We start from the raw sequence: 18,964 nt of genomic DNA, 5'->3' as shown, positions 1-18,964 counted from the left end.
GCGAAGAGCGGTCCGAGGACAACTCGGACCGCTCTTCGCTGGTTAAAGTGACTGTGGGCGCAACTCGCAAGGCTCGACTCCATTCATGCCCTCAACATGGAGCTATTTTATCATCATAAACCTTAAGTTTCACCAAGAATGCAACACTACACTAGTTACCCATTTTTGAGGATTGAGATGACAATCAGAAATTTCAGGTTTTCGGCAATCGGCATCATGTTGATGCTTATTCCTTTCACTCAAGCCTTTGCCCAGGACAACACGTCACTCATTGCCATGAGCAACCCCGCCAATCCGGGCGCCGTTGCTGATGCCTATCTGTCCCATGCCCGGGCCATCCGCAAGGCGGATGCACCCATCGTCCATCTGCTGAATCATTCTGCTTATACCCAGGCGGTACCCCTCCTCAAAAAAGCGGCGGCGGACAAGTACGATTTCTGGGCCGCTGACACGCTGGGTCAGTTGTATCAGGCCGGTTTGGGCGTTTCCGCAAACTCCCAGACCGCTTTTCACTGGTATCTGCAGGCCGCTGAGGCGGGAGATCGTTTTGCCCAGCGTCAGGTAGCCAATGCCTATCTCAATGGCTGGGGCGTGACCCGCAATCCCCAACGGGCGGCTTTCTGGTTTCGACAAGGTCTGATGGTTCCGCAAGTAGTCAATGCCGACTTCTGGTTAGGCAAAACCTATGCAGCGGGCAAACTCATGCCGAAAAATCCGACCAAGGCGGCCTGGTATGAAGGGCGCAGTCTTGCTCTGCTGAAACAACTGGATGCCGAGCACGTGGGCGCTGCCGCCTATGATCTCGGCATTGCCTACTGGCACGGCTATGGGGTCAAAAAAGACGCTCATCAGGCTGAACAGTATTTCCGACGCGCCCTGGCGGAGCACTACCCGCCAGCGGCCGCTGCCCTTCAACATCTTGAGGAGAAAAATACATGAGACGTCGCGATTTTTTGAAAAGCCTGGGGGCTGGTGCCACACTCACCGCTTTTCTGGGCAGTTCGGTAGCCCGTGCCGCCATGCTGCCCGCCCTGGGCCGTTCCGGGACCCTGGAAGATGTGGAACATATTGTGGTCTTCATGCAGGAAAACCGATCTTTTGATCATTACTTTGGGCATCTGAGTGGAGTACGCGGCTATAATGACCGCTTTCCGCTGAAGTTACCCGACGGTAAACCCGTCTGGTTTCAGGGGCGCATGGACGACCCGACCCGGCCCATTCTGCCTTTTCATTTCAATACCCGGAAAACTTCCGCGCAATTCCTTCAGGACCTGGACCATAGCTGGGCGTCTCAGCACGGAGCCATTGCGGGGGGCCTGATGAATGCCTGGCCGCTCAACAAGACCGACATGACCATGGGTTATTTCCAACGCCAGGACATTCCTTTTCATTATGCCCTGGCCGATCATTTTACCATTTGTGACCATTATTTTACTTCTCTTGCCGGGCCTACCTGTCCCAATCGCTGCATGCTGTTTAGCGGCTCCATTGATCCCGAAGGTCATCACGGCGGGCCCTATATTGATGATGACACCCATCTCTGGACCAAGGGCGTCAAACCCTTTACCTGGACGACATACGCCGAGCGCCTGCAAAAGGCAGGCATTTCCTGGCGCGTCTATCAGGAAGGACTCCACGAAGAAGATCATAATCCGATGACGGGGAATTTCGGGGAGAATGCGCTGCTGTATTTTCAGGCGTTTACAGACATTCCCGATAGTTCACCCCTGGCCCATCGCGCACGGCGACCAGGCGGGGTAGCGGCTTTGAGTGAAGACGTACTGCGTAATCGTCTGCCGCAGGTTTCCTGGATTGTGGTGCCCGCCGGTTATTCCGAACATCCCTCCTATCCACCGGCCTATGGCGCCATTTACATTGCCCGGGTGCTGGATGCCCTGACCAGCAATCCAGCGGTTTGGGGTAAGACCGTGTTACTCCTGGATTATGATGAAAATGATGGTTTTTTCGATCATGTGCCGCCACCCCAGCCTCCCACTCCGGTGCGACCCGGCAAGAGCACGGTGAGCACCGAAGGCGAAATCCACAATCGGATCAACCCGGACTGGCCAGTGCTCTATAGCGCCGACCAGCTGCCCTATGGCCTGGGACCCCGTGCGCCGATGATAACCATCTCACCCTGGAGCAAGGGTGGCTATGTGTGTTCGGAAGTGTTCGACCATACTTCCGTCATCCGCTTCATCGAGAAACGCTTCGGCGTCAGCGAACCCAACATCACTCCCTGGCGACGCGCCGTTTGCGGTGATCTGACTTCGGCCTTCGACTTCTCGCGCCCCGATGAGCGCAAGGTATCGCTGCCCAGTACCGCCAACTATGTGGCGACGGTACATCACGAATCCACCTTGCCCGCTCCGCAAGTGCCCACAGAACAGGCCATTGCCATAGATCCTCAAGAAAGTGGCCTGCGCAAACGGCGGCCCCTCGCATACGCCACCGCTGTGCGGCTGGAAGCAACGCATCAGGGAGTCCGTCTGCACCTGCATAACCCTTCTGAGTTGGGCGTCGTCTGCACCGCCTACTGGGATCACAGCCATCAACTTCCTCACCATTACACCCTGGGAGCAGGGGCCAGGCTGGAAGACGAGATGATGCTGCCCAAGAATCAGAAGCTCGCGCTCACGGTTTATGGTCCGGACAGCTATATCCGCAAGATTACGGGTGCGGGTCCTTCCACTTTGCACATTGATACTCAGGGAACCATGACTGGGGATATCCAGGTGCTCTTGTATAACGCCGGTGCCGATACCTTGCCCATTGAAGTAACGGACCCGGTGTACGGACAGGGTACTCGAAAAATCCAGTTGGCAGCAGGACAAACCCGGGAGCTGCACTGGAACCTGCAACCCAGTCATCACTGGTATGACCTGATGGTCTCCACCCCTCAGCACCGGTGGCAACTGGCAGGACACATCGAAAACGGGGACGAGAGCTTCAGTGATCCGGCCAATACCCAACCTGTTCTACTTTAAATCAACAGAACTTCCCGGTCGCATGGCTAGCGTGATGCATCTATAGTCTTTAAGATGCTTCACGCATCAGACAACATCCGCAAGAACAAGGTACCCGCACTATGCGTCTTATCCGTAGCTTCCTGAACGAACCATTTTTTAGGGATCGCTTACGGAGCTGGTGCGAGGGCATTCTGTATTGTATGACTCTCGGGATGCTTTTGAGTGCTCAAACAGCCTCGGCAGCGCCTCTGGACATGCTGTTTCACGACCCTTTTGATACTCAAGGATGGGTAAAGCAACCGCTGGGACAAAGCTGGCAAGATCGGCAACTACAGTTGCCCAAGGCGGCTCTGCCGGGCACGCGCACTTTCGTAAAACCCCAAAGCCTTGCCGCATTGACCAATTATGCACTGGCACACAACCCGCAAACCCGGGTGGCCTATGAGAATTTACAGGCCTCTGCGGCAGGGTTGGGTGTCGCTGAATCTGCCTGGTTGCCGAGTATTTCCCTGAGTGACACTGCAGCGCGTTCCCAGAGCAATACCACAGCGGGTTTTAGCATTCCCATCATCAACAGTAATTCGGCTTCTCTCAGCCTGAGTTATGTACTGCTGGATTTTGGGCTACGCGCCGCGCAGAAAGACGGGGCGCTGGCTCAGTTGTACATTTCCGGCTTTGATAACAATAGCGCGCTGACGAAAGTCGCTCTCAGCGTCACCCAGAATTACTACCAGCTCGTTGGCGAGCAGGCGCTGGTTCGGGCTTATGCACAAACAGTCACCGAAGATACTGCCAATCTGGATGCTGCGCGACTGAAACAGCATTCGGGTATGGCTACTATTGCCGATATTCTGCAGGCCCAGTCGGCTCTTGCACAGGCGCAGTCCCAATGGATTTCGGCCCAGGCTACCGTACGCTCAGATCAGGCCGCCCTGGCCGAAAGTTGTGGATTACCACCCGGCAATCCCATTCCGCTGGTACCGTTGAACACCCATCAACTACCCCCCGACATTACCCCTTCTGTGCACTCCCTGGTCCTTCATGCTACTCAACACAACCCCAATGTCATGGCGGCTGCCGCCCAGATTCTGGCCAGCCGTGCCACACTCCGGGAGGATCAGGCTCAGGGACTGCCGACCTTGAGCGCATCGGTTTCAGCCGGAAAACGCTTTCAGAACGGGCTGGAACCTTCCCAGAACTGGGCCATCGGTTTCAGTCTTAAAGTGCCGTTGTTTACGGGTTTTCATGACAGTTACCAAATTCAGGAGGCGCGGCGCCAGGAGCGTAGTGCTCAGGCCTCATTGAACCAGGAGACCCAAAGCATTGCCTTAACCGTGTATCAGGATTACCAGACCGTCATGGGTGCGCGCTCAGCGGCAAAAGCGGCACAAATCGCGGTCAAAAGTGCCCAGGCTTCGCTGGCTGCCATCCGTGCCCAATACAAGGTAGGACTTTCGACCATGCTCAATTTGCTGACTGCCCAGGCGACGCTGACGACTGCTGAACAGACCCGGATTCAGGATATGACGACGGCCTATGTGCAACTGGCTAATCTCGCTAACGCCTTGGGAATGATCGGGCTCCCCAACACGACCACAGGATTCCACTCATGATGCGCTCTCTGTCCGTAAGATCCCTGTTGCTTCCCGTTGCGGCAGCCCTGATCCTGGCGGGCTGCGCCCAGCACAAGCCCTCCCACAAAAATACGGCACTGCCGGTCGAAACCACGACGGTGCAAACCGGCAATCTACCCATTGTGGTCAATACCCTGGGGCAAGCCGTGGCATCCCACAGTGTCACCATCACCCCGCAGGTGAGCGGCATTTTGCAAAAGGTTGCCGTCCACTCGGGGCAAGTGGTTCAAAAAGGCCAGCTTCTCTTCCAGATTGACCCTGCCACACCCGCCGCCCAGGTGGCTGAAGATCAAGCCAATCTGCAGGGTGAAATTGCGCAGGAACAATATGATGATGCCCAGGTCAAGGCTTATGCACCGCTGCTCAGCAAGGATTATGTCACCCGTCAGACAGTCCAGCAGGCTCAGGCTCAGGCCAACACCGCAGCCGCCACCGTGGCCGCTGATCAGGCGGCACTGCAAGCCGCGCGCATTACTCTGACTGAAACCCGGATTACCGCACCCATCAGTGGTAGCGTAGGCATCCTGAGCCTCAAATCCGGCAATCTGGTCACTGCCAACAGCACAGCACTGGTCACCATCAATCAAATTCAACCCATTTACGTGCAATTCAGCCTGCCTGAGGCCTATCTCGACGATTTACATACCGCCATCAGCAATCACTCCGGCAAAGTAGCAGTCTGGGATGAAAATCATCAGACCCGGATTGGCACCGGGACAGTCACGGTGATTGATAATACGGTCAACACGGCTTCCGCAACGGTCACTGCGCGCGCTACCCTGAGTAATCAACCAGCCCGACTCTGGCCTGGTGAATATGTGCAGGTAGAGTTCACCGCACGCGAACTCCATCATGCTCTCATTATCCCCGCAACCGCCTTACAGCAGGGCGTCTCCGGCCCTTATGTCTATACCATAAAAAAAGACAAGGCCATTATGCAGGCCGTGCAATTTTTAGGGCAAAACGGTAAGCAGGTGGCCATCGCCGGGAGCCATTTATTGGGAGAAAGGGTAATTGTGGGGGCACCGACCCGACTTCATCCCGGTTCTGAAGTGCGCGTGATCAAGTCATGAATCTATCAGAACCCTTTATTCGCCGCCCCGTCGCCACGACGGTACTCGCCGTAGCAGTAGCCCTGCTGGGTTTGTTTGCCTATCTGCAATTACCCACAGCTTTGCTGCCTAACGTCAGCTTTCCGATGGTGATGGTCACCGCAGAACTGCCGGGAGCCAGCCCCAAAACCATGTCCAGCGCGGTAGCCACCCCACTGGAAAGGCAATTTGCCAGCATTCCCGGTCTCAACTCCATGAGTGCCGTCAGCCAAAACGGGGTTACCCAGATCACCCTGCAGTTCGATCTCAGCAAATCCGCGCTGGGGGCCACCCAGCAGGTGTCCAACGCCGTTTCCCAGGCCCAGCATTTTTTACCACCAGGTATGCCCGAGCCACCTTCGGTCCGGCAAATGAATCCTTCGGCCCAGCCCGTGTTTTATATTGGCATGTCCGCGCCCAACATGCCGCTCTATGAATTGGACAAGTACGCGCAAACCAAGGTCAGCACGGCATTATCCGGCATATCCGGGGTATCTGACGTACAAATTTACGGGGCACAAACCTACGCCGTGCGCATTTATGTGAATCCTTTTGCCCTTTCTGCCCGGGGTCTGAGTCTGCAGGCTGTACAAAGCGCCCTGGGTAATGCCAATGTCAATCTGCCCGGTGGCACCCTGGATGGGGGCGATCAGGCTTTCGCCACCCAGGTACATGGTCAGTTACATACCGCAAAAGCCTACAACCATCTGGTTCTGGCCTACGAAGGCGGACAGGCGGTGCCCCTCAGTGCGGTTGGCAAGGCCGTCAACAGTACCGAAGATAACCAGCAGGAGACCTGGATCAACAAAACGCCGGGCATTGTTCTCGCCGTAACACGGCAGCCCGGCAGCAATACCGTAGAGATTTCCAACAAAATCCGCGCCCTGTTGCCGCAACTGCAGGCGGCCATGCCCGGCGGGGTGCATCTGACCAATGTTTTCGATCTGGCCGATTACATTCGCGCGGCAGTACACGAAGTGTTGATGACCCTCATCCTGGCCAGCATTCTGGTAGCTGGTGTCATGTGGCTGTTTCTGCGCCGCCCCTCGGCCACCCTCATCGGTGCGGTCGCCATACCCCTTTCCCTGCTGGGCACCTTTCTGGTCATGATGCTGCTCGGTTTCAGCATCAATACCCTGACCTTGCTGGCCCTGACCCTTTCCGTGGGTTTTGTGGTGGATGATGCCGTGGTGATGCTGGAAAACATCAACCGACATATCGACCGGGGTGAAACCGGCATGACTGCCGCCCTCAATGGCAGTCGGGAAATCAGTTTTACGGTTCTGTCCATGACCTTGTCGCTATCCATCATTTTTCTGCCGCTGATTTTCCTGGGGGGCTTTGTCGGTCATTTATTCTCGGACTTCGGGGTCAGTATTGCTGTGGTCATCCTGATTTCCGGAATGGTCGCCCTGAGCGTTACTCCCATGCTCTGCAGCCGTTATCTCAAACCCAATCATGCTCACGCCCTGACTGATCTGCATGATACGGGTCACTTACCTGAAGACGGAATTTTTCAGCGCTTTTTCAAGGACAGTCGCGATTTTTATATTCGCACCCTGAAAGTTGCCCTGCAGCATAAATACTGGATGCTGGCCCTGGCCGGACTTGCGCTGGCGGGTAGCGTCTGGCTGATCATGATTGTTCCCAAGGCTTTTCTACCCAGCCAGAATTCGGGCATGATCAATGCCAACATTGAATACCCGACCGGGATGACTTTTGCTGAAGTCAGGCATGAGCAGTCAGAAATCGCCCGGATTGTGAAATCCAATGCCCGCATTCAATCGGTGGTGTCTTCGGCAGGCCAGGGTGCAGGAGGTTTTGGCAGCCGCAACTCCGGCCATATGTTCATCCACATTCGCAGTGGATATGCGCCACAGACGGAAAACATCATTGTGGATCTGCAGCGCGCCACCCGTCGCTTCCATAATGCCCAGATTGTTTTTCAGGGACCGCAAAGCGCCCACTCGGGAACCGCCAGCGGCAATGGCAGCTATATTTATGAACTCATGGGCAGCAACTGGACAGATCTGAATGCGGCCACGCTGAAAATGACCGAAGCGCTGCAAAAGCTTCCGCAACTGAATTCCGTCAGTAACAGCCTGGAAAACAATAATCCGCAGGTCACCATTCATATCAATCGTGCTCGTGCCACAGCTTTGGGGGTCACCCCGGCCGCCATCGAAAACACCCTGGGTCTGGCCTTTGGCGGACATGAGGTGGGAACCATTTACGGGGCCAGTAATCAATATGAAGTAATTATGGAACTTGAACCGCGCTATCAGAAAAATATCAACGCCTTGTCCACCCTGAGCGTGCCGGGGGCGGGATCAACGCTGGTTCCCCTTTCTGCCGTAGCCAGTTTTCATTATGACGCAGCCCCCCTGAATCTGATGCAGCACAATGGCCAGCCCTCCACCACCATTTCCTTCAATCTGGCTCCCGGGGTGCAGCTCGGTTCGGCCATCAGCGCCCTGCAGCATACGGCTCACCAAGTCCTGCCCGCAGGCATTGTCGGACATCTGGGCGGTAATGCCGCGCAATTTCAGTCTGCCTTCAAATCTTTGCCTTTTTTATTGCTGGCAACGGTGTTGCTGATTTACGTGGTCCTTGCCATATTGTATGAACATTTCCTCCATCCCCTGACGATTTTGACGGCTTTGCCGCTGGCGGCTTTCGGAGCGCTGCTGTCTTTGGTCATTTTTCATGAGCCGCTGGATTTATACAGTTTCATCGGCATCATCATGTTACTGGGGCTGGTCAAGAAAAACGGGATTATCCTCGTTGACTTTGCCGTCAGTCGGCGCCGTGACGGCGAAGATGCCTACAATGCCATTATTGATGCCTGCACCATTCGTTATCGGCCGATCATGATGACTACTTTTGCCGCCATTCTCGGGGTGCTGCCCATAGCCATCGGCTTTGGCGCCGGTGCCGGAAGTCGGGTACCCCTGGGTATTGCCGTGGTTGGCGGTCTGATATTTTCCCAGTTTCTCACCCTGTATATCACGCCCGCTTTTTATTTATGGTTTGACGGGCTCTCCTGGCCACGTCGCAAACGGACGCAAGCCGTTGCGTTGAATCCCGATCTCTCATAAAGGTAACTCATCCATGCTTCTTCTGAAATCTGTCCAGCGCGCTCTGATGGTTCTTGGTGGGGCAGGCCTGCTAAGCGGCACTTTACTGGGCAGCCTGGCCCAGGCCGGGACGACGGTTTCTGGCAACAGCAACGCGCCTTTTATCCCGATCAATGAAAAGCAGAGCGGAACGCCCCTGCGGATTCTCAAAAACCATGTCAATGTTTCGGTGCAATCCAGCGGACTGTTTACCGAGCGCGATCATCAGGTGCTGGAACTTCTCAATCCGGCCCTGGAAACCATGATCAATCCCTACCAGATTCAGTATTCTGCCGATATGGCCAAGCTGCGGGTGCTGCGCGCCTGGGTCAGCACGCCCGGTGGCCAAAAATATGTCGTACCAGCCAGTGCCATTTTTGTGCGCCCGGAACCGATGGCTGCCGGAGCCCCCATGTATAGTCATGCCAAGGTGCTTTCCATCGTTCTGCCGAAATTGGGCAAAGACGATCAGCTTCATATCATCACCGAAAAAACCCAGACCACGCCCTATTTTGCCGGACAGTTTTCGCAAATCTGGGAAATGCCGGTCAGTCAGTCTGCACGCAACTTTCGTATTGATATCACCGCACCACGCAGCATGCATTTACGGGCCGCCCACACCGGCAACTGGATTGTTTCGCAGCGCACTCAGGGCCAGTTGATTCATATCAGTGCCCGTATGGCGGTACACCACGCGCGTTATCCGGGACCGAGTACTGTAGACGAAAGCCAGTTCAGCCCGCTTTTTGAGGTCAGCACTTTTCCCAGTTGGGCAGCCGTCGGCAAGGCCTACTGGTCACGCGCTGCCGACAAGGCGGCAGTCACCCCCATTGTCCAAAAAACCGCCAATACTGCGAGCCATGGACTGCAGGGCTGGGATGCAGAAAAAGCCCTGTATACCTGGGATTCCCACCATATTCGTTATGTGGGTCTGGAACTGGGTGTCGGCGGTTATGTGCCCATCTCGGCCAGCAAAACCCTGGAAACCCGCTATGGAGACTGCAAGGCCCACGCCACTCTGCTGCAGGCGCTTTTCAATGCCAAAGGCTTCAAACTTTATCCAACACTAATCAACTGGAATAATGTTTTTACCCTGCCGCCGCTGCCCACCCCTTTCTGGTTTAATCACGCCATCGACTACGCCCCGCAGCGCCATATTTTTCTGGACAGTACCGGGACTTACGAAACACCGGGGCAGCTGGCTATTGGTGAACGCGACAAGCCCAGCATTGTCACCGGTCCGCATCCCCGGGTAGTGACCACCCCTGGTGCCGAGCCCGATGCCAATCAGTTGGACTATGCAGCCGATCTGACCCTGCAGCAAAATGGTGACCTGAGCGGGGTTGCCAAGATGCAGACCAAAGGCTGGTGGGCCTGGATGTATCGGCAAACCTTCGCCTCCATTCCTCCATCAGCCTATCACCGGGTCATGAATACCCTGCTGCTGCCGGATGGAGGCGGGAGTGGCACCTTTGTGCCAGGCAATCCGGATATTCTCGATCAGCCCTTTGCCGTGACTGCGCATTGGCATACTGTGGCTTACACCCATGTTGGCGATCATATCAGTTTTCCCATTCCCTCCGGCCCCTATCTGACCCCCGGCCTTTCCGCCACCGCCCGACCCATGGAAGCATTGACCCGGGTCATTGGCCCGCTGCAGCGTCAACATCCCGTCACCACGTATCTCGGTGGCATTCACTGGACAACGACTATTCATCTGCCATCTGGTTATCAGGTGCAATATCTACCGCCCGCACAGCAGCTCCATAATCAGGCGGGAAGTTTCACTTATAACCTCACCCTGCAAGAACACAGCGTCATCGTACACTACACACTGCAACTCCAGCGGGTCGTGTACAACCCTCAGCAATATCCGGCCTTGCGCACGCTCCTGAAACTGGATTATGCCGCGCAGCAAAGCCCGATTATCCTTGTTCGCCAATGAGTTCAGGAAACCTGCATATGACCCGTCATCTCACTCCCAAAGCGGCTTTATTGACTGCCGGTTTTATCCTGCTGACTGTCAGCGCCAACCCGGCTTTTGCCCGGGAACCCGCCCAGGTGAATTATCAGGTGTTACTCCTGCGTCAGGAACTGAGCGTCCAGAAAAACGGTGCCTATACCGACAGCATTGACCGGGTGATTCAACCGCTGACCATGGCTGGCGTACAGTCACAATCCCAGATGCAAATTGGCTATCCAGCTAACTTTGCCCGGGTGCACATACTCGAAGCTTATACGGAAACGGCCTCGGGCGTTAAACATCCTGTCCCGGCCGATGCCATTTATACCCAATCCAGCCCGGATGCCCTGAGTGCCCCTTTTTTAAGTGATGGTCGCATCCAGAGTGTGGTCTTTCCGGCGGTAGCGCCCGGAGATACGCTGCACATCCGCTACACTATCCACTATGATCATCCCTATTTGCCGGGTATCTACGCCATCAGCACGCTCCTGGCCCCCAATGTGCCTGTCAGCAAAGCACAAATCATTTTGCACACCCCTGCCGCGAAAAAACTCTATGCCGCCCAGCAAGGGGATGCCTGGCATGCCGTGTCCATCAGTCCCGCTAAAGATGCGGCCAGCCGGTCTTTTGAAACCAGCCTCAGTAAGGTTTCCTACCCACCACTGGGTAGTCCGGCACTGACCCAATATGCACCCCTGGCGGTGATTTCGACGGCAGAACACTGGACTGAAGTCGCCAAAGCTTACAATCAGCTTGCTACCCCAGCCATGCAAATGACCCCGGAATTGCAAAAAGCCGCTGAACATATTGCGCATGGGACAACAGGGCTGGATGCGGTCAAAGTCATTTATCACTGGATGCAAAAAAACATTCATTCGGTATCCATCAACTACGCCAATGCCGGCTTTACGCCACCCAGCGCGAGCAGCACCCTGCAACGCGGAGTCGGCGACAGTAATGCCAATGCGGTATTACTCTGCACCCTGCTAGGCGCCCTCCATATTGAAGCAGTACCGGCCATGATTTCCACCTCTGCGCGCTTTCACCCCTATCCTGCTGTGGATCCCTTTGCCTTTGGTCATTTTCTGGTGTATGTGCCCGCTTATCATTTATTTCTGGATCCCACTTCGCGCTATGCCGGCATCCATAGTTTGCCCCTGGAGGATGCGGGCCGACCGGTGCTCATTACCGGAAAAAATCCACGCATGACGCAAACCCCTTTGCCCGATCTCAGCTTGCCGCTCATCGACAAACATAGCCAACTCCGCCTGAGCGCCTCCGGCACCATGCACGACCAGACCGTCGAAATACGCCGGGGTTACGCCGCCCAGGATATTCGCTCCGCCCTGATGGGCAGCAAGGGACGCATGTTGATGAAAGGATTGCGCAACGGTTTTTATGAACAGGGAGATCTGGGGCAACTGGAAAGCATTGCTTTTCAGAACCGGAAAAAGCTCGACCAGCCTCTGGGCCTGAAAACCAGCGCCGTAAAAAACGGCCTGTTTATACCCGGTCATAGTGTCGCCATGATCCTGCCCACGGATACGTCCATGGCCAAGCCTCTGCAGGCCTTTACTGCAGAGAGCGTCCGCACAACACCGAGTCTGATCAATCCCAGCTATACGCAATCAGATATTTCCCTGAAATTGCCGCAAGGTTATCAGCCCGCCTATTTACCGAAAAATATCGACGTACAGACATCCGTTGGAAGCTATAGCATTCACTACGCACTGTCCGGACAAACCCTCAAAATTGATCAGCGGCTGAAGCTGCCGGAGTTTGTGATCAGCGCGAAGGACTACCCGGCCTTGCACCAACTGGCGATATTGAGCTCCAGCAGTACCCGCGAGGGGTTACTGCTGGTGAAAGGATTCACTAAACGCTGAAATCCTTGGGTTGCTGATCCCAGTCAAAAGCACCCAACAGATCATAAGCATCCCGATCGCGATGATTGAGGGGATCGAGACCGAAACGGGTTTCAATAAATTTGAGAATGCTGGCGGTACTGGCCAGATGATGATCCACCAGGCCACTCCGCGCCCATGGGCTGATCAACATGGCGGGAATACGGGTTCCAAATCCGTAATCATCCACCACTTTCGGAGGTAACGAATCCCAAAAACCACCCCCTTCATCATAAGTGATAAATATGGCGGTTTTATCCCAGGCTGGCCCATCAGCCGCAGCGCGCACCAGTTGCTCCACCCATTCCATACCATAAGCGGGCGCACTATCCGCCGGATGTTCATCATGGGATGCTGTAGCTTTTAAAAAAGAAACCGATGGCAACTTGCCGGCACGCGCATCCGCCAGAAAATCATCACTATCCCGAATATGACCTGCCTTAACATAATCCGGCCAACGCGGGTAATACTGGAAAGGATTATGATGGGCAACATATAACTGGCTGGTATCAATCACTGCCGAACCATCTCCCGGTCCGAAAGCCGTTTTCAGCGCCCAGGGTTTTACTTTATTCCAGTTTTCGTTGTACCAGGCCCAGGAAACCTTTGCCGCATCCAAACGATCACCAATATTGTCATACGTCTGCGCTGCTGGCGGCGGCGAAATTTTCAGCTCTTTCATTCTACCTGCGTCCGTAGGACCTTGAATAGGCGCCAGATCATTCACCATGATTTTCCGATGATCATAAGGCAAATCGAAAAATCCATGTTCCAGACCGGCTTCACGCGGATCGAAGGGTGCACAAATATCCGCTGTAGCCTGAGGATTGATGCACGAACGCGCGGCGACGAGATACAGGGCATTGCCCGTACTACCACCACTCATTGCCTGATAAAAATGGTCAAACAAGGTGTATTTATGCGCCACGCGATGATAAAAAGGAAGATCTTCTCCCGTATAGTGCCCCAGAACAGGGCCACTGGGACGGGCCAGATCAAAAGCCATCTGCTCTGCCGACATTTTCCTGAATTCATCACGGTGCAAATGGGTTTTGCTACCCCCGGCCAGGGCTACAAAACGGTCCATTTTCCCATTATTGACTTCTGCCATCATCCGAAAGAAACGATGCCTTGGATCCCAGTTGACGTTGCCCTTGGCTGGAATATATGGTGCCAAATGAAAGGGCTTATTAGCCAGTTGCACATTCTGAAAACCGGGAATATCCAGGGGCAAAGGTAAGTTACCATAGGGAATTCCGGCCGGATTTTTCTGGAGACCATTGAAGCGAGGGTCCAGATTTCCTGATGAATCCAAGAGATTAATGACTTTTTGACCATTCTTGGGTTGAAAAGTCCCAAAATAATGATCAAAACTGCGATTTTCCTGAAAAATGACAACCACATGCTCAATTTTTTTGCGCAGGATGGTTTTTTCATCCACACCAGCCGCATGGGCTATACCCATTAATTTGGGTGCGGAAACTACTGCTGCACCACCTAACCCCAATTGCTTCAAAAACTGCCGACGATTCTGACGCTCCATCATATATTCCTCATCAAAAAGAGAGAGTTTGTTATTCTGGTGGTTTAATTCAGTATATGAATTTTTTCAGCACAATTTCCCTTGCGGCCCTTTTCAAGACTGTCCGGGGCAGGGAAATCATTAACTTTATCTTTGTGAATGGTAATCCAGGCTTGGGTCAAAATATCACCTTGATGCTCCAGTTCATGGGTATGACGGCCGGGCGTCTCGCAACGGAGTTCCAGCGCATCCGCATTTTTCACTTTGAAGCTTTTGGCAAAGGCTTTGAGAATAGCATTGCGCTCCACCCATTGCCCGCGATGCTCACGAATAAAGGCCGTGAACGAGCTGGCGTTGAGTTTATCCAGCAAATCCAGCTCCTTGGGGAAAAACTGTTCGGGCGTTTCGCCGAAGCAGGCGACATGCTTGTAATACTCATGGCGATCCAGACAAATATTGGCCATGGGCATGTGTGCATACAAACGCTGATGCAGTGCAGCCGGTAAATTCAGAGCCGGATTGGCACAACTATCCTTTGGCAGGGTATGGCCCGGGTTATACCAGTAACAGCCGTAATGCCACCAGGTCGGGCCATTCATTCCGGAGGCAATGAGGGATTGGGGGCGGCTCGCCCACAGCCCATGCATGGTCCACTCCTGGTTAATTTTTGCGTCCGGGGACAAATCCTTGCAGGCAGCACCCGCATTGGTCCAGGTCGCGCACACGCCGGGATGCCACATGACCGCAAAAGTATAGTGGTTGAAATTCTGCATACCCTGGGGAACGTCTGCCGCTGCCAGCGAAGATGACAGACCAGTCCCAACAAGACCGAGAGATAAAACTGAAGCTTTTATGACTCGCAAAATATTCACTGGCAAAATGCTCCCCGAAAAATAGTGTTCATATTAACTGGAGTGGCTGGACAAATGTACTTCAACCGTAAAGTTGGTTGCATGCTTGGGCATGTTTTTCGTGAAGGGCGGATAGTTACCCTCTTTCACGGATTGCAGAGCCGCCTTATCAATCGGTTGCACACCACTGGACTGGGTGATTTTGGCCCAAAGCAGTTGTCCGGAAGGGGTCAACCGGAAAGTGATGACTGACGTACCACTTAAGTGCATCAGGCGCACGGCCTCAGGCACATGGGCATCGGCCTGAACCTGGGCACGTACCATGGCCGCATAGCGCGCCAATGCTGCCTGCCGCCCCGCCATACTGGGAGCCGGAGGGGGCGGCGGCGGCGCAGGTGGTGTTACCGGTGGCGCCGGCGGTACGACTGGAGCAGTCGGCAACGGCGTCTTGGCCATCAGCGGCTTGGGCGCCGGAGTATGATGGACCACTGGACGCGGTTGGGGGATAGGTTTGGGCCTCGGCACCGGTACCGGCTTGGGTTGCACCACTGGTTTGGGCGGCGGCGGAACCGGAATGGGTTTAGGCTTAGGCGGCGCCGGATGCACCATATGAATAGCGATGATTTTTTTCACCACCGGCTTGGGCGGTGGCGGCGCCGAGCTGATCCACAGCAGGCCTGCCAGCAGCGCAATTTCCATAACCGCCCCCACCAGCAGGGCCTTACCAAAATGCCCCTCAGACTTATCAGGCCCTTGGGGCGACCAGGAAGGATTTGTCACCATGGTATTCATCATTTAACCCTCATCGAATGACATTGCCCGGAAATGTACCGAAGCACCATGCCGGGCAATGGCTTTCAAATAGCGCCGCAAATCCTTTAAAAGAGTTACGGCGCGAACAAATAACGGCTTAGAAATTAGCCGTCAGGCTTACATAAAAAGTTCTCGGTGCCCCGGGCAGACCAATCAGATCGCCCTTGGTGTTGGGTCCGTAAGTTCCACCACTGCTGATATATTCATAACTGTTGTAGCGGTTTCCAAGCACATTGAGCAGATCCACATCCACGCCCACATTCCTGAAATAAGCCATGTGCATGGGAATCTTGCTGTGCAAAGCCAGGTTCAGCAAAGTATAAGAGGGCAGTTTTGCCGTAGCTGAGGGTGACTTGGTGATACTGTCATACAGGGACTGGGGTCCGGTGTACTGCACCCAAATACGCGGTTCCAGCAAAATACCGTCAACGAAACTTTTGGTATAGGCACCAATATTGAAAGTTGCATCCGGGACATTGGCAACTGGCAAACCATCATAACTTTTACCTTTCACGGTATAATTACTGAAATACGCTTTCTGGAACGACAAATTGGCAAAGGTGTGGAGCCAGTACAGTGGATTATCCACAGCATAAATATTGACGCCTTCATAATCCGAAGTGCCGTCGGCATTGATCACATCACCATTGGTCAAAGTAATGGGAAGATACTGATTGGAGAAGCGGGTGAAGTACCAGTTGGCACTAAACAGAAAATGATGCAGGTAACCATCATGCGCCACGTGGACCTTGAAGCCGGCCTGATAATTCTGTCCCTTTTCCAACGAAAGCGAACTGGCTGGGATAGCCTGGAAAGGACCACCGCCACCACCGAATGCAGGTGTCTGATAAGCCTCACTATAACCTGCAAACAACGCCAGATGATGAATAGGACGCCAGCTGATATTCACCGAAGGTTCCACCGCACTCAGGCTGCGAGAATCCGCAGGGAGTATAGCCTGATTACCCTTAGGATACAATTGACTCGACTCCGGGAAGGTTTCCGTTGTAAAAGGCGTATAATTCATCTGAAATTGTTCTACGCGAACTCCTGGAGTAATATCCACAGAGGATATCGGATGAATTTTATCCTGGAAGAAAGCCGCCACATCAGTCACATCCAGAAAGTCGCTCCGGTACTTGTCATTGGGAACAAAACGCGTGGCATAGTAGGGTGCATATTGGCTGTAGAAGGCATTTTTAGAGTTGTCTCTGGATTTGATAAAATAGCCACCAAATCCCAGCTTGTTATAGGGCAACTTGCTATCAAACCAGAGCTTATCCCCGTAAGTTTCACTGTGGGGATCATTATACTCATTAGTATTGGGTGCACCGACTGCATAGGAAACATAACGATTGTGCAAACGGTGTCCATAACGATACCAGATGTCATTATGCAGCCAGGTCGCGGCACCAATATCCACGTTCAGCTTGTTGTAGAACATCCAGGTGCTGTTACTGTCAATTTTGTAGGGTACAGCATTGTAAAAACCAGAGGTCTGCTGGCTATACAGCGGGCCCGGTATAGGCTTACCGGTAGTATTATTGAAACCGTTGATAGTCGTGCCCGATGCCGCCGATACCGGTATATCATAAGGCTTGTAGGCTGAACCCTTGGCCAAATAGGCTCCGAAACTGTCATCGCCCCGGCGGAAGCGCTTGCGAATCTTGAAGAACCAGGCATAGCTATTGCTCGGCAAAACCACTCCAGAAGGACTGAGTAAACTGGTTCCGGATGGTACGCCAAGGAAACTGTTACCGCTGCTCACGCCGCCCGCGAGAACCGCTGAAAAACCATCAAAATTACCGGTACGCACATCAAAGTGAATATTCTTGAAATCATTACTTCCGTAACTCATACCAATACTGGCACCAGGTTTGTTGGTCGGCTGGATCGGCACAAAATCAATACCACCTCCAATATTGTTGTACCAGCGATTCTCAGGATTACCAGGGCCATAGGTGACATGAATGCCCTGGATCATGGAAGGCTGATTGACTTGGGGAGACTGCCACAACCCGGTAGCCGGATTATTCATGGGGATACCATCAAAAGAGATGGCAATGCTGTGTGCGGCCTCAGATCCCTTGGGATTACCCCAGCCTTGTTTAATACCATCTATGCTGATCTGAGCCTTGGCAGCGCCCGTCCCATAACTGGCCAAGGTACTCACCCCGGGAGCAAAATTCAGCATTTGCGCACCGCCGGCACCTGGTCCTGCTGCTTCAATTTCTTTTCTGCCTAACACTTTTGAAGAAATGCCTGACTTGAAAATATGCTTTTGCTTGGGTAATTCTGGCGTATGCTGCGCATAAGCAGATTGTGTCACCACATTACTGGAAACTTCGCCTACAGCAATGCTTTGCTGATTGGTTTTGTGTCGTACCCGTGCGCTGCGCGTCTGGGCGGTCACCCCCGCATGGGCCAGTGGTATCAAGCCCAAGATGCCGGTAGCGGCCAAGGCAAGGGTTAATGGACGCATATTTGTTTTACGGTACATTTTTTATAACTCCTTAATGTTAGGAAAAAGTTTGTTCAAGAACTTTTTGCCGCTATCCCGATATCACTCACCCCCGCCTTCTGGCAGCGGTCCATGACATGAATGAAATCCTGAAAGGGCACGCCCCTGTCAGCGGCGATGGTGATCTGGGTCTTGCCGGGGTCGCCGTCGCTGGCGAGCATTTTCTCCAGACCATCCAGGTCGTAATGATGACCCTTGACGTTCACCGACCCGTCTTTCTGAATGTTGATGGTGAAATGTGGACGCGGCAGACTCTGGGCTTCACTGGAAGTGGGCAACTGCAGATTGAGGCCCTTGTCGGGAATCATCTGCAGGGTGATCATGATGAAAAACACCAGCAGGAAGAGCATGATGTCAATCATTGGAATGATTTCGACCCGACCCTTTTTCTGCTCGAAATAGCGTCTTTCCATTATCCTGCCCTCGCCACGGCCACCGCTTCAGCATTGGGGCGGCCTTCGGTGTCAAAGGTCACGACCGGCTGACCATCCATGCGGTTGATGAGCATGGTTTTCACCGAGTCCAGTTGCAGCAGAATCATGCGCACCTGATTGTTGAAGGCATTAAAGGTCAACAAGCC

The 18,964-nt window shown here is 53.8% G+C and carries 12 protein-coding genes and 1 pseudogene; 8 read left to right on the top strand and 5 right to left on the bottom strand.

Going from position 1 to position 18,964, the window contains the following annotated elements; all coding sequences use genetic code 11:
- Window positions 1–216 precede the first annotated feature (216 nt).
- From H7F08_RS12665 to H7F08_RS12635, 8 genes and pseudogenes are all read left to right on the top strand, one after another.
- Window positions 217–939 carry a tetratricopeptide repeat protein gene (locus H7F08_RS12665; protein WP_193640729.1) on the top strand — a complete coding sequence of 241 codons (723 nt, stop codon included), beginning with the start codon at window positions 217–219 and terminating at the stop codon, window positions 937–939.
- Window positions 936–2,987: a phosphocholine-specific phospholipase C gene (locus tag H7F08_RS12660; protein ID WP_193640728.1), complete on the top strand. Its 2,052-nt coding sequence runs from the start codon at window positions 936–938 to the stop codon at window positions 2,985–2,987. Before H7F08_RS12665 ends, H7F08_RS12660 begins: the two co-directional genes overlap by 4 nt.
- Before the next feature lie 194 nt (window positions 2,988–3,181).
- Complete coding sequence (locus tag H7F08_RS12655; protein ID WP_226831375.1) at window positions 3,182–4,582, top strand: TolC family protein; 1,401 nt, start codon at window positions 3,182–3,184, stop codon at window positions 4,580–4,582.
- Window positions 4,579–5,676, top strand: coding sequence for an efflux RND transporter periplasmic adaptor subunit (locus tag H7F08_RS12650; protein WP_193640727.1), 1,098 nt, complete (start codon window positions 4,579–4,581; stop codon window positions 5,674–5,676). The genes H7F08_RS12655 and H7F08_RS12650 overlap by 4 nt, the downstream gene beginning before the upstream one ends.
- Complete coding sequence (locus H7F08_RS12645) at window positions 5,673–8,792, top strand: efflux RND transporter permease subunit (RefSeq protein WP_193640726.1); 3,120 nt, start codon at window positions 5,673–5,675, stop codon at window positions 8,790–8,792. Before H7F08_RS12650 ends, H7F08_RS12645 begins: the two co-directional genes overlap by 4 nt.
- A gap of 13 nt (window positions 8,793–8,805) precedes the next feature.
- Window positions 8,806–9,426, top strand: a pseudogene (locus tag H7F08_RS15925) (DUF3857 domain-containing protein); the annotation flags it as partial.
- Between the two features lie 735 nt (window positions 9,427–10,161).
- Complete coding sequence (locus H7F08_RS15920) at window positions 10,162–10,755, top strand: DUF3858 domain-containing protein (protein ID WP_404813408.1); 594 nt, start codon at window positions 10,162–10,164, stop codon at window positions 10,753–10,755.
- A gap of 17 nt (window positions 10,756–10,772) precedes the next feature.
- Window positions 10,773–12,659, top strand: a complete 1,887-nt coding sequence (locus H7F08_RS12635; RefSeq protein WP_193640724.1) for a DUF3857 domain-containing protein — start codon at window positions 10,773–10,775, stop codon at window positions 12,657–12,659.
- Here the strand turns inward: H7F08_RS12635 and H7F08_RS12630 are convergent.
- From H7F08_RS12630 to H7F08_RS12610, 5 genes are all read right to left on the bottom strand, one after another.
- The gene (locus H7F08_RS12630) at window positions 12,649–14,223 is read right to left on the bottom strand and encodes an alkaline phosphatase family protein (RefSeq protein ID WP_226842568.1); all 1,575 of its coding nucleotides are present in this window, start codon (window positions 14,221–14,223) and stop codon (window positions 12,649–12,651) included. The genes H7F08_RS12635 and H7F08_RS12630 overlap by 11 nt on opposite strands.
- 41 nt (window positions 14,224–14,264) lie before the next feature.
- Window positions 14,265–15,071, bottom strand: a complete 807-nt coding sequence (locus H7F08_RS12625) for a ribonuclease T2 family protein (protein WP_193640723.1) — start codon at window positions 15,069–15,071, stop codon at window positions 14,265–14,267.
- A 33-nt stretch (window positions 15,072–15,104) separates the two neighbouring features.
- Window positions 15,105–15,842 carry an energy transducer TonB gene (locus H7F08_RS12620; RefSeq protein ID WP_193640730.1) on the bottom strand — a complete coding sequence of 246 codons (738 nt, stop codon included), beginning with the start codon at window positions 15,840–15,842 and terminating at the stop codon, window positions 15,105–15,107.
- Between the two features lie 118 nt (window positions 15,843–15,960).
- The gene (locus tag H7F08_RS12615) at window positions 15,961–18,363 is read right to left on the bottom strand and encodes a TonB-dependent receptor (protein WP_193640722.1); all 2,403 of its coding nucleotides are present in this window, start codon (window positions 18,361–18,363) and stop codon (window positions 15,961–15,963) included.
- Between the two features lie 35 nt (window positions 18,364–18,398).
- On the bottom strand, window positions 18,399–18,797 hold the full coding sequence (locus tag H7F08_RS12610) for an ExbD/TolR family protein (RefSeq protein WP_153940848.1): 399 nt from the start codon (window positions 18,795–18,797) through the stop codon (window positions 18,399–18,401).
- Window positions 18,798–18,964 lie beyond the last annotated feature (167 nt).

Origin of the sequence: Acidithiobacillus sp. HP-11, assembly GCF_015100075.1 — a bacterium.
GTDB lineage: Bacteria > Pseudomonadota > Gammaproteobacteria > Acidithiobacillales > Acidithiobacillaceae > Acidithiobacillus > Acidithiobacillus thiooxidans.
This window is presented reverse-complemented; position numbering and strand designations above follow the sequence as displayed.

Coding starts and splice junctions, on each gene's coding strand:
- H7F08_RS12665 (WP_193640729.1), top strand. CDS start 217: ATGTTGATGCTTATTCCTTTCACTCAAGCCTTTGCCCAGGACAACACG.
- H7F08_RS12660 (WP_193640728.1), top strand. CDS start 936: ATGAGACGTCGCGATTTTTTGAAAAGCCTGGGGGCTGGTGCCACACTC.
- H7F08_RS12655 (WP_226831375.1), top strand. CDS start 3,182: ATGCTTTTGAGTGCTCAAACAGCCTCGGCAGCGCCTCTGGACATGCTG.
- H7F08_RS12650 (WP_193640727.1), top strand. CDS start 4,579: ATGATGCGCTCTCTGTCCGTAAGATCCCTGTTGCTTCCCGTTGCGGCA.
- H7F08_RS12645 (WP_193640726.1), top strand. CDS start 5,673: ATGAATCTATCAGAACCCTTTATTCGCCGCCCCGTCGCCACGACGGTA.
- H7F08_RS15920 (WP_404813408.1), top strand. CDS start 10,162: ATGCAGACCAAAGGCTGGTGGGCCTGGATGTATCGGCAAACCTTCGCC.
- H7F08_RS12635 (WP_193640724.1), top strand. CDS start 10,773: ATGACCCGTCATCTCACTCCCAAAGCGGCTTTATTGACTGCCGGTTTT.
- H7F08_RS12630 (WP_226842568.1), bottom strand. CDS start 14,223: ATGATGGAGCGTCAGAATCGTCGGCAGTTTTTGAAGCAATTGGGGTTA.
- H7F08_RS12620 (WP_193640730.1), bottom strand. CDS start 15,842: ATGAATACCATGGTGACAAATCCTTCCTGGTCGCCCCAAGGGCCTGAT.
- H7F08_RS12615 (WP_193640722.1), bottom strand. CDS start 18,363: ATGTACCGTAAAACAAATATGCGTCCATTAACCCTTGCCTTGGCCGCT.
- H7F08_RS12610 (WP_153940848.1), bottom strand. CDS start 18,797: ATGGAAAGACGCTATTTCGAGCAGAAAAAGGGTCGGGTCGAAATCATT.